The organism is Paraburkholderia sp. BR10923 (assembly GCF_040948765.1).
Classification (GTDB): domain Bacteria; phylum Pseudomonadota; class Gammaproteobacteria; order Burkholderiales; family Burkholderiaceae; genus Paraburkholderia; species Paraburkholderia youngii.
Genome location: NZ_JBFPKO010000006.1, coordinates 143,356 through 155,036 on the forward strand (window position 1 = coordinate 143,356; position 11,681 = coordinate 155,036).

Annotated in this window: 8 protein-coding genes and 3 pseudogenes; 7 read left to right on the forward strand and 4 right to left on the reverse strand. The window is 61.0% G+C overall.

The window, feature by feature from the left end; translation table 11 throughout:
• Nucleotides 1-11 precede the first annotated feature (11 nt).
• Both AB3X94_RS13395 and AB3X94_RS13400 read left to right on the forward strand, forming a co-directional pair.
• On the forward strand, nt 12-611 hold the full coding sequence (locus AB3X94_RS13395) for a TetR family transcriptional regulator (protein WP_368611785.1): 600 nt from the start codon (nt 12-14) through the stop codon (nt 609-611).
• A gap of 109 nt (nt 612-720) precedes the next feature.
• Nucleotides 721-1,568 (forward strand): annotated as a pseudogene (locus AB3X94_RS13400) (3-hydroxybutyryl-CoA dehydrogenase).
• Between the two features lie 82 nt (nt 1,569-1,650).
• Here the strand turns inward: AB3X94_RS13400 and AB3X94_RS13405 are convergent.
• On the reverse strand, nt 1,651-2,916 hold the full coding sequence (locus tag AB3X94_RS13405; RefSeq protein ID WP_368611786.1) for an MFS transporter: 1,266 nt from the start codon (nt 2,914-2,916) through the stop codon (nt 1,651-1,653).
• A gap of 332 nt (nt 2,917-3,248) precedes the next feature.
• Between AB3X94_RS13405 and AB3X94_RS13410 the strand changes: the two genes are divergently transcribed.
• The 3 genes and pseudogenes from AB3X94_RS13410 to AB3X94_RS13420 all read left to right on the forward strand — a co-directional run bounded on the left by AB3X94_RS13410 (nt 3,249) and on the right by AB3X94_RS13420 (nt 5,783).
• Nucleotides 3,249-4,001, forward strand: coding sequence for a lipoate--protein ligase family protein (locus tag AB3X94_RS13410; RefSeq protein WP_368611787.1), 753 nt, complete (start codon nt 3,249-3,251; stop codon nt 3,999-4,001).
• A gap of 409 nt (nt 4,002-4,410) precedes the next feature.
• Nucleotides 4,411-5,445 carry a phosphate ABC transporter substrate-binding protein PstS gene (gene pstS / locus AB3X94_RS13415; protein ID WP_368611788.1) on the forward strand — a complete coding sequence of 345 codons (1,035 nt, stop codon included), beginning with the start codon at nt 4,411-4,413 and terminating at the stop codon, nt 5,443-5,445.
• A gap of 139 nt (nt 5,446-5,584) precedes the next feature.
• Nucleotides 5,585-5,783: pseudogene (locus tag AB3X94_RS13420) on the forward strand (DUF3562 domain-containing protein).
• Nucleotides 5,784-5,794: 11 nt separating this feature from the next.
• Here AB3X94_RS13420 and AB3X94_RS13425 read toward each other — a convergent pair.
• On the reverse strand, nt 5,795-6,721 hold the full coding sequence (locus AB3X94_RS13425; RefSeq protein ID WP_368611789.1) for a LysR family transcriptional regulator: 927 nt from the start codon (nt 6,719-6,721) through the stop codon (nt 5,795-5,797).
• 131 nt (nt 6,722-6,852) lie between these two features.
• Here AB3X94_RS13425 and AB3X94_RS13430 point away from each other — a divergent pair, with 131 nt between their 5' ends.
• Nucleotides 6,853-8,247, forward strand: a complete 1,395-nt coding sequence (locus AB3X94_RS13430; protein ID WP_368611790.1) for an MFS transporter — start codon at nt 6,853-6,855, stop codon at nt 8,245-8,247.
• Here the strand turns inward: AB3X94_RS13430 and AB3X94_RS13435 are convergent.
• Nucleotides 8,228-9,615: pseudogene (locus tag AB3X94_RS13435) on the reverse strand (hypothetical protein). The gene AB3X94_RS13430 and the pseudogene AB3X94_RS13435 overlap by 20 nt on opposite strands.
• Nucleotides 9,616-9,664: 49 nt before the next feature.
• Nucleotides 9,665-11,005, reverse strand: coding sequence for an MFS transporter (locus tag AB3X94_RS13440; protein ID WP_368611791.1), 1,341 nt, complete (start codon nt 11,003-11,005; stop codon nt 9,665-9,667).
• A gap of 440 nt (nt 11,006-11,445) precedes the next feature.
• On the opposite strand from AB3X94_RS13440, the gene AB3X94_RS13445 reads away from it, so the two are divergent.
• On the forward strand, nt 11,446-11,619 hold the full coding sequence (locus tag AB3X94_RS13445; protein ID WP_013093753.1) for a hypothetical protein: 174 nt from the start codon (nt 11,446-11,448) through the stop codon (nt 11,617-11,619).
• The last annotated feature ends 62 nt before the right edge of the window (nt 11,620-11,681 follow it).

Genomic DNA, 11,681 nt, shown 5'->3' on the forward strand with positions numbered 1-11,681 from the left:
GAGGGCAAGCAATGAAGCGGAAATTGCAAGGACTCGCTACACGCGAGAGGCTACTCGATAGCGCGGAATGCCTTTTCTTCGAACGTGGTGTCGCGTCGACGACCCTCGAGGACATTGCTCGTGCGAGCGGTATGACTCGTGGCGCCATCTATGGTCACTTCACGAACAAGTGGTCGCTCGTAAGCGCGCTGTTCGAACGCTCGGAACTTCCGCTGGACGCATTCACTGTGTGCGGCGCAGAAGCCGCGATCGCAACCATCGATGCGTTGCGTGTCGAGCTCGAGCGGCGGTTGGTCGATGTGCTACGGATAGGGACAAAGCGGCGGTTGTATTCGATCGCGCTGTCCACTACGGAAATTGATGGCGATTGCACTTTGCCGGCATCGATGTTCAGGGAGTCGGCGCTTCTTGCACAGTACTCGATCGAGACGACCTTGGCACGCATCGCAAAGCCGCCAGGTACATCTGAGGATCTCGACTACGCGTTCGAGGCAACTTTTATTCATGCTTGCCTGACAGGATACTTCCGCCGCAGCTTGATCATTCCGCCTCCTGCAGGAGCCGAAAAACTGCTTGCCGGAAAGATCGTGCGAAAGGCCTTGTCATCATGATTTATAGAGAGCCCCTCGTTGTTCGCGACTCGCGGCGGGCTGGTGTCCGAAGCCGGCATTCGTCGATGAAATGGAACAAGATAACCTCGATCTTGCAAGGAGAGAACATATGATTTTCAAAACGCTAGCTGTAGTCGGTGCCGGAACAATGGGCAATGGCATCGCTCAGGTCGCCGCGGTGGCGGGTCTCCACGTAGTCGTGACCGATGTCAACGAGACGGCGCTCTCAAAGGGCCTGTCAACCTTGACGGCGAATCTCGGGCGTCTCGTCGACAAGGGAAAGCTGGACGCGGCGTCACGTGATTCTGCGCTACCCGTATCGAAACTTCCACTGACTATCAGCGCCTCTCGACTGCAGACATCATTATCGAAGCAGCAACCGAGAACGTTGATCTGAAGATGCGCATCCTGAAGCAAATCGAGTCCGTGGCGCGTGCCGATGCGATCATTGCGTCGAACACGTCGTCGATTTCAATCACCGCGCTTGGTGCGGTGCTTACTGATCCGACACGTTTCATCGGCATGCATTTCTTCAACCCTGTACCGCTAATGACGCTCGTGGAGGTCATCCGTGGACTGCAAACCACCGACTCCACTGTCAATGCGGTGCGCGAGTTGACTGAACGGCTCGGCAAGACTCCGATAGGCGTGACCAACTCGCCAGGCTTCGTAGTGAACCGTATCCTCGTGCCAATGATCAATGAGGCGTTTTTCGTGCTAGCGGAAGGCGTCGCCACCGCGGAAGAAATCGACGCTGGAATGAAGCTCGGTGCGAATCACCCGATCGGGCCACTCGCGCTCGCCGACCTGGTCGGGCTAGACGTTTGTCTTTCTGTCATGGATGTTTATCTGAAAGACTTCGGCGATTCCAAGTATCGCGCATGCCCGCTATTGCGGGAGCTGGTTGCGGCGGGACGGCTAGGGCGAAAAGCCGGTTGGGGGGTCTATAAGTACTGAAGCCGCCTGGCAGCGTAAGCTGAGTGGCAACAGGGATTTTGTGGCCGAATACGGATAACCGCTACTGATTTTGCTGCGGGTTTCAACTACCGCCTTGCGATTCAATCATTGTGGATGGAGGCATCAACTCGGCCTCCATGCGCACGGGGTGTCGCCGCAAGAGCAGCGGTCCGGCGAGCATCAGCAAGGCAGCGGCAGTTAGCGTCTTCGAGACACCAAATTGATCCGCACAAACACCCCATATCAATGCACCCAATGCCATTGAGCCTTGGAACGTGAGCAAAAAAACTGCTAACGCCCGAGCTCGCACCCAAGCGGGAAGAGTCGCCTGGAAGGCCGAGGAGACGGTGGAGTTGAATGTGATCCACGCGGCACCCCCGACGAGCAGGGACAGATATATAGGTGCGCTGTACTGCACATAGGCGGCGGTCAGCGTCGCAATGCCGAACAACACAGACGCACCGCAGACCAGACTATTGAGCGCCAGATAGCGGCGTACCCGACCAAGTGCAATTCCACCAGCCACGGCGCCTGCTCCCATACTCCCCAGCATCGTGCCGTACCCGCCGCCGCCCAAACCTGGATTATTTTTCGCTACGATCGGCAGTAGCGCCCACAACGCGCTTGCGCTAACTACAAAGGTGAATGTGCGAACCAGATGTCCGCGCAAAACACCGCAACCAAGCACGTAGCGTACGCCCACGCACATCGCGCTTACCAGACGCTCCTGCTTTGAAACGACTTGTTCTTTTTCCGGCTTGTACCAAAGCAAAAAGATGGTCACTGCGACCGCAAATAGCCCGGTCGTTAGTGCGAACACTGCATACGATCCTATCCCAGCGATAACTGCCCCTGCCAATGCGGGGCCCACTGCGCGCGCGCCATTGAAAGCGACTCCATTGAGAGCGATCGCAGAGAGCAACGCCGATCGAGGCACTGCTTCCGCGGTTGAGGATTGCCAGGCCGGAACTGATACGGCACTGCCTGAACCGAGCAAAAAGGTGAAGATCAGCAGTCTGACTGGATCGATTGCATCCAGCATCAACAGAACATAAAAAAAGATCGACGAGACCAGCATCCAACAGTGCGCGGCTAGCAAGAGGCGGCGCTTATCCATCGAATCGGCGAGTACTCCTGCCGGCATCCCGAGCAGGAAGGCCGGCATCGTGGTCGCAGCCTGGGTCAGTGCAATCATCACCGGGGACGTCGTGAGCGAAGTCATCAACCATGCTGCCCCAACGTTCTGCACCCAAGCGCCAAGGCTCGCCGCCAACATTGCCATCCATATTGCGCGAAACGGGCGATAGCGAAGCGGGCCGGGCTCGGGTTGTGGTTTCGTGGAAGACATTGGGGTTCAGGCTGTGGACATTACGCGTCTTGCTGGGTGCAGATCGCTTTACGTGGATGCCGGGATCGATGCACTTGGGTGCGAAAAATAGAATATGGTGCATAAATATGAACACGCCTGACGCAACCTGTCAATGCCGATTTTGATTTCCACCGTCGTGAGAAGAAGACGCCGGTGCTGACGTTCAAAGTCGGTGAAGCATCGCGCGCCCGTTCGACGTCAACGTTGACCGGCTCAGAAACTGATGTCACATTCCTCGTTGGAAACGACGAGGCTTCGGCCATTTCGTCTTGCAACCGATCCTGAGAGTTGCTCTGTTTCGCGTTTTGACTATGTCATTCGAATTCATCCAACCCGATCCGACCGTCCACGACCCCCTTCAGGCAGAGCACACACTGCTGGACTTAGCGGCGCGTGGCCGCACTGTTGCCCAATTATGGGAAGCGCCGAAGTCTTTGGTGGTACCGCGCAGCTATCTGCGTTACCCCCAGTTCGAATCTGCACGCTCCGCTTTTCTTCGCGGCGGATGCCCCGTCTGGCTACGCATGTCGGGCGGCGGCCTCGTACCGCAGGGTCCGGGGATTCTAAATTTGAGTCTGGCTTATTTCGTCGAGCAGCAGCCGAGCACAATGAGCGAGGCGGTGTACCTGCACTTATGCGAAGTCATCGGGAGCGCGCTGCGCGTGATCGGCGTCACGACCCATTACCAGGCAGTGGACGGTTCATTTTGCGACGGTCGCTTCAATTTGGCTTGGGGAGTCGACACTGACGCTCGCAAGATTGCTGGCACGGCGCAGTATTGGCGACAGGCGCCAGCCGCGATGCGGACGAGCGATGGACGGGGCCATCTGGTGCTCGCGCATGCCGTATTGCTTGTCAGTGCCGATCCGGATGAGGCGAACCAGCGGGCCAACGCCTTCGAAGAGGTAGTGGGCAGTGGCCGTCGATACGACGCAAACAAGATCGTCACTGTGCTGCAAGCGCTGGGAGGGGCGGGGATCGGCAGGGAGCCGCTGATGCCAGCCGTGTCGGCTGCGATCGAGGACAGTCTCACCGACATTCCACTGCCGACCGATACGCAGTAACCCGCTTGGCAGGACTCCCTCGGCTCAGTCGGTGTAGTGGGCGGCAAGCGGCGAGCAATTCTCCCTGATATCGAACGATGCCGCGCTCCGGCCGCACTGAACGGAGCGCGGCGGCTGTCAACGGAATGTAACCTGAAGTGCTTAAGTTTGAAGGTTCGAGCGATGGGCAGTCGTGCCGGGTGCGTAAAGCCGAGCAAAGGGCGCAACCTTCTGGAAACGCTCAATACAGACCCGGACGTGCTGGGGCGAATTGAAATGCATCATCGCAAGAACACCGCGCGCCCGCGCAAGCTGCGGGTGTCCAGCGCAAGTACCCTGGGCCCGCTGGATGCGTAGTTGAGGAATTGCGTCGCGGAGCGAAGCTTGCTGCAACCATTGATCCGGTCAGTCAATCTCGTGGAGGCAAACCATGCTGTTCAAACGAGGAATTGCAGTTCTTGCCGTTGCTCTACCCCTCGCGGCCGCGCAAGCGCAAACCGTCGACATCACCGGTGCGGGCAGCACTTTTGCAGCCCCGATCTATAACAAGTGGGCCGACGCCTACCATAAGGCGGGGGGCGGCAAGGTCAACTACCAGGGCATCGGGTCAGCGGGCGGCATCAAGCAGATCCTCGCGAAGACCGTGGATTTCGCAGGCTCCGACGCACCGATGAAGGACGACGAACTGGCGAAGACTGGCCTGTTCCAATTCCCGACGGTGGTGGGCGGCGTGGTGCCGGTCGTGAACCTGCCTGGCGTGAAGCCGGGTCAACTGGTTCTGTCGGGTGCCGTGCTCGGCGACATCTATCTGAACAAGATCAAGAAATGGAACGATCCGGCGATCGCCGCGCTGAATTCGGGCATGAAACTGCCGGATACGGACATCGCCGTGGTACGCCGCGCAGACGGTTCGGGCACGAGCTTCATCTGGACGAACTTTCTGTCGAAGGTGAACCCGGAGTGGAAGTCGAAGGTCGGCGAAGGCACGACGGTGAACTGGCCGACCGGTACGGGCGGCAAGGGCAATGACGGTGTTGCCGCCTTCGTGCAACGGCTGCCGGGCGCGGTCGGCTATGTCGAGTGGGCGTATGCGAAGCAGAACAACATGGTCTACGCCAGCCTGAAGAACTCGGCCGGTGCGGTGGTTGCGCCGAAAACCGAGACCTTCAAGGCGGCCGCCTCGGGCGCGGACTGGAAAACGTCGTTCTACCAGATCCTGACCAACGAGCCCGGCAAGGACGCATGGCCGGTCGTCGGCGCGACCTTCGTGCTGCTTCACGCGACGCAAGACAAGCCGGCGCAGGGCGCGGCAACGCTGAAGTTCTTCGACTGGGCGTTCAAGAACGGCGGGCAGGCCGCCAGCGATCTCGACTACATCTCGCTGCCGGATTCGGTCGTGTCGGAAATCCGCTCGCAGTGGAAGACCAAGGTCAAGGATGCGTCGGGAAAACCGGTGTTTCAGTGAAGGCCTCGTTGCGACCCGCCTCGAACAGCTCGTGGTCGGTCATGGGCGAAATCAATTGACTCAGATCAAGTAAAGGCCGCATCGAGGCGGGTAACGTGCGCGTGACGGTCTTTTATCACCGCACGCTGGGAGCCAGGCAATGGTCACGCGCAACGTCGAGGAAGTCATCAAGCAGATTGCCGCCGCTACCAACACGCCTGAGGAAAACGGTCTCGCAAATGTACGCGCGGATGTGGATCGAATACAGCGAAGGGGCACGAATCACGGACTACCTGACGGTTCTGGTCGCTCGTCGTGTGCGCGACAACCTACGCAGGCGACAACAGGCTTCGCATTGAGAGTGGGTTGGTCAAGCGCCGTTGTGCGATGCCATTTCCGCGCCGAAGCGCTCGACCATAAATTCAATAAAGCTCCGAAGCTTCGGCGACGTCCGCCGCTCACGCAGATACAGCAAGTTCAGCGGCCGCTCGGGCGCGGCAAACGCCGGCAGCACTTCGACCAACCGCTTCGCTCGCAGATCCGCGGCCACCAGGACCTCGGGCAGCATGGCGATGCCCAGGCCGCGCAACACCGCCCGTCGCAGCGCTTCCGCATTGTCTATCCTCAGCCTGCCGTCGACGGGCACGCTCAGGCGGCCGTCAGGACCCTCCAAACTCCATTCGGCCTGCGCCGCGTGCCATTCCGAGCGCGGCGGATACGCGTACGTCAGGCACTGATGCGCGCGCAGCGCGTCGGGCGATGACGGCGTGCCATGCGTTGCCAGATACCCGCGTGACGCGCACAACACCAGACGGTACGGCTGCAGAGGCCGCGCGACGAGATCCGGATTGCCCAGCGCGCCGATCCGAACCGCCGCCTCGAAGCCGTCGTCGAGCAGGTCCGACAGCGCATCGGTGGCGACGATATCGAGCTTCACATCGGGATAGCGCTCGCAGTAGTCCGCGATCACCGGCATCAGGCATTCGTTGCTGAACACGACGGGCGCGGTTACGCGCAGCCGTCCGCGTGGCGTCGCGAGGTGATCGAGCGCGAGCCGTTCCGAATCGTCGATCAGCCCGAGGATCTCGATGCATCGTTCATAGTAGGCCTGCCCAAACGCGCTGATCTGCTGCTTGCGCGTGGTGCGATGGATGAGTGTCGCGCCTAGCCGCGTTTCCAGCGCCTGAAGGTGATTGCCGACCATCGTCGGCGACAGATCGCATGCCACCGCCGCCGCCGTCAGGCTGCCGCTTTCGACTACGCGCACGAACACAGTCATCGCTTTGAGGAGATCCATTCCCCAATAATAATTGGTTCTGTTGCTATTTGCCGTCCGTTTATCAATCTTCGCTGTGGGAATACAGTCCGCGTACACGACGCTTGCGGCCCATTCCGGTGCCGCATCGCCCGACTTCACGCACGGACATCATGCGCAAACAGCTCAGCTCACCGGCCCGGTCACCACGCCTTGCCTTGCTCGCGACGAGCCTCGGCTTCGTCATCATCTGTCTCGACGTCACGGTGGTGAACGTCGCGCTCGCACGAATGCGCGATGGCCTCGGCCTCGATTCGACGGCGCTGGAATGGGTCGTCAACGCGTACACGCTGGCGTTCGCAAGTCTGCTGCTGACCGCCGGCGCGTTGGCCGACCGGTTCGGCGCGCGCCGCATCTTTGTCGCCGGGTTCGTGGTGTTTACCTGCGCATCGGTGGGGTGCGGGCTGTCGGATGGCGCGGTGCTGCTGGTTGGGTCGCGGGTGGTGCAGGGCATCGGCGCGGCGCTGTGCGTGCCGTCGTCGCTGGCGCTGCTCGGCGCGGCGTTTCCGGAGCCGCATGCACGGGCCAGGGCGGTCAGCGTCTGGGCGGGCACGGCGGCGCTCGCGCTCGGGGCGGGTCCGCTCGTCGGCGGCGTGCTCGTCGACCGCTTCGGCTGGCCGGCCATTTTTCTGATCAACGTGCCCATTGGCGTCGCGGGCATCTGGCTGACCATCGCTCATGCACCCGACACGCAGGGTCATGCGACCCGTCGCATCGACCTGGCCGGCCAGACGCTTGCCGTCGTTGCGTTGGTCGGGCTGACGTATGCGGTTGTCGAAAGCGGCAGACTGGGCTGGACCAGCATGACCGTATTGACGGGAATGGCCGTCGCGGCCGTTGCGGGCGGGCTGTTCGTCATCGTCGAGGCGCGGCAGGCGCAGCCGCTTTTACCGCTCGCGCTGTTCCGCCATGCCGCGGTGAACGTCAGCGCGCTAACGGGGCTGTCGCTGAATTTTGGCTACTACGGATTGATGTTTGCGATGAGTCTGTTTTTCCAGAGCGCGCGTCACGACACGCCGCTCGAAACCGGCCTCGCGTTCCTGCCGATGACGGCGGTGGTCGCGGTCGCAAACGTCGCGTCGGGCTCGCTGACGGCGCGCTTCGGTTATCGCCTGCCGATGCTTGTCGGCCAGGCACTGGCCGCGCTCGGCTATGTTTCGCTTGCGTTCGTGCGGGTGGATAGCAGCGCGCTAGCAGTCGCGTTGCCTCTGCTGAGTGTTGGGGTCGGTGTGGCGCTCGCGGTGCCGTCGATCAACACCGCGGTGCTGGCGCACGTGGAACCGTCATACATGGGTATTGCATCCGGCGTGTTGAACACCGCGCGTCAGATTGGCGGCGTGCTCGGCGTGGGCTTGTTCGGCGCCCTTGTGCGGCCGGAGTTCGACCATCTTGCCGAAGGTCTGCATCTGGCCGCGATCCTGGCCGCTACTGTGACGCTTTTGAGCCTCCTGAGCATAGTCATGGGCCTCAAGACGTCCGGATCGATGGTCACGGACGGTGCGCGTTGAGAGCATTATCGCAGCCGCCTGCCTCATGCGCGGAAGCGCCGGCCATCACGCGCCAGCGGTCGCTGTCGAGCACGGCTCGAGCGTCGATCCGCCCGAACATGTCCAACAGAGGTGCGACGAGGCCCGTCCAGCCCGTCTGATGACTGGCCCCGAGCCCTGCACCGTTGTCGCCGTGGAAATACTCGTAGAACAGGATCAGGTCGCGCCAGTGCGGATCGTCCTAGTCCCACCGATGTTGAGCACATACGGATGCTCGAGGTGATAGCGGGAGAGCGAACGGATGCCATGCGGTCCGAGGAACTCGTTCTCGTCGAGCAGGTATCCGAGCACGCGTTCGAGCTTGCGTCTGTTCAGGATCGACAGGAGCCTGCGCTCCCGATGGCCGACGAAGCCCGTATCCGTCGGAGCCACGTGGGCGAGCAGCTCCGGGTAGCGTTTGCGGAATTGGGCGATCAGCTCCATCAGTTTCGGATACCGCGTCACCGGATCTGCTTCCGTCAGCGATTTCGGCGCGATGCTCACATACGCGTGGAATGCGTCTTTCACATAGGGCGAAGCAATGGGTTGATTCCACAGACGCCGTGCATTGCTTTCGTTCTCCGTGAACAGCAGTTCGGTCGCGCCTTCGCAATAGAGCCAGTAGTCGCCCAGTTCATGATGGCGCGCTCGAATGACGCCTGGCGCCTCTTCGCACAGCGACGGCCTGGGATCGTCGTGGTTCTCCGACCATGTATTGCGAAACCATAGCGTTGGCAGGATTCGAAGCTGCGCGGCGTCCCGTCCGCGGTTGTGCATGCAAATCCGCACCAGGATGTCTTGTGGATCGCGCTTCGCGTACTCGACGAACACATCGAAATAGCGGTCGTCATCGAACACGCCGGTATCGAGCAGTTCGTACTTGAGTTCTTCTCGCGATCGCTTGCGGTTCGTCTCGACCAGGTCGAGGTACGGATATTCCTGCTGCGGGTACTTGTACAGATACTTCATGTACGAGTGCGTGGGCGTGTTGTCGACATAGAAGTAATACTCTTTCACGTCCTCGCCATGATTGCCTTCGCTATTGGTGAGCGCGAACAGGCGTTCCTTCAGAATCGGGTCGCGCCCGTTCCAGAGTGCGAGCGCGAAGCAGAGTCGCTGCTGGTCGTCGGATAGTCCGCCGAGCCCGTCTTCTCCCCACCTGTAGGCGCGCGAGCGCGCCTGATCGTGGGTGAAATAGTTCCAGGCGTCGCCATCATCGCTGTAGTCCTCGCGGACGGTTCCCCATTGCCGCTCGCTCAAGTACGGCCCCCACTGCTTCCACGGCACCTGCGCCGCATGCGCGTCGTTCAAGCGTTTTTGTTCCCTGACATCGACGTCTGCGAGAGCCATTTCTGCCTCCGTAACGGCCGGATGAACCTGCAACAGGCGGGCGGTCGCCCTACGACGATCGCCCGGCGAGCCCGGTGGATACGTGCTGCTGCGAAGCAATCCTGATGTGCGAGACGAACCACGCCGCGAGCACGAACCACCCCGCTGCGACGACGAACGCGACGACGTAGGCGGTTCCGGCACCAGCAAGCGCCTTGACCCACGACAGCATCCACCCGGTCGCGGCGGGGCCGAGGATCTGCGGCAGCACCATCGACACTTGCCAGATGCCCATGTCCTTGCCGCTGGATGCATCGTCTGGCAACACTTGCAGTGCGAGCGCCCAGTCGACGGCTTGATAGGTCCCGTAAGCGGCGCAGAAAACGAGTCCGACTGCGATCACCAGCAACAGGTTCGGATGCACCGCCAGCATGACAAAGCCGATTGCGGCTCCGGCCATGATCCAGCTTGTCAGGCGGACGACGGGGACCGCGCCGTGGCGGTCGGCGAGCCTTGCGCCCAACAGGCTGGCCGGGATCGCCAGCACCACGCCGACACCAAGAAGCCCGTTCATCACACCGGTCGGATGACGAATGCCGATCACGTCCTGCAGGTAGTACAACATGAAGGTGAAGATCGACCAGATTCCCATGTTGCCGAACAGACGGGTCACCAGCACCCAGTAAAAGTTTCGGTGGAGGCGCGGATCGAGATAGAACGAGCGCATGAACGCGAGGAGTTCGAACCGTTCATGGGATCTGACAGGCGTCGGCTCGCGCGAGCCGCGAATCGTCAGCCAAAGGCAGAGCAGCATGATCGCAATGAACGTGGCCACCGTCGGATACAGGCGGCCCGGCGAATAGAGCACGACGAGCACCACGTTGCCACTGATGGTGCCGAGCACGGACATCACGTTGAGCCACGCGCTCGCGCGGTTGGTTTCCCGTTTTGGCACGACATCGGGCACCAGCCCGGCATACGGACCCGCCGCCCAGTTCCACCAGAACTGCAGGTGCAGGAACGCGAGTGCATAAAGCCATACGCTCGCCCCTCTGTTGAATGAAGCAAGCCATACCAGGGCAACCGCAGTGCCGAACACGCCGGTGACGAGAAACGATCGCCGACGTCCATGTTTTGCGATGGAGCGATCTGACAGGGCGCCGGCCAGCGGCGCCACGATCATTGCAACGAATGCGCCGCACGCAATGACGGAGCCGGCCACACCTTCCTTCAATGCGGCATCGCGTCCGAGCATTTCGGCGACCTGTGACGGCACCAGCACCGGAACGACCGTCATCCATTGGGTAAACAGCGCAAACCACAGCGACGCGATCTGTATGTGACTGAGCGTCGTCAGGCGAGGGGCGGGCGGTCTGGTCGACACATTCCGGGCTGGACTGGATAGCGGCATGTCAGAGGTCCATGGGCGTCGCGCATTTTGCTGCCCGGTCAATGCTTGCTAGCTTACGGGGCTGCAGAGAAAGATTAGAACATTTGATCTGGCTTATGCATGCGAGGGCAGTGCGTTCCTTGCCGTCGGGCGAGTACCCACGTCAAACGCAGCGCCGGCACGTCGTATGGCTGAATGTCCGCGAACGAGGTGAGATATTGAATCAGCAGCCGCCGTCGCACGTCGGCCAACTTGCTGTCTGCGATGCCCAAGCCGACGCGTCCCCAGCTCAAGCGACGAGGTGTTGCCGCAGATACACGGCCGTGCGGCTTTCCTTCGCGCTGCCTGGGAGGGCCGCGCAAACGGTGGTGTGGGAGCACAGACTATGCCAGACACAGAGACGCATGGCATCAGGCGCGCAATGTGCTTGCAGATAGACCCGTGGATCAAGGAGAAAAACGATGACCCTGCTCATCTATCTGGTCGGATGGATCATTTTCATTGGCGGCGTCGCGTGGGGATTGATGGCGCTGCATGTCGCGCAGCACATCATTGCCATCGTGGCCGTGATTCTGCTCGGCATCGCGGTGATTACGGGCGCTACGCGAGCGCGTAATCGAGACCGGTCGTCATAGCGAAGTTCCCTCGTGCGTGACGGCGCTCAGGTACGCTACGGCGCGCTCGCGATGTACCATTT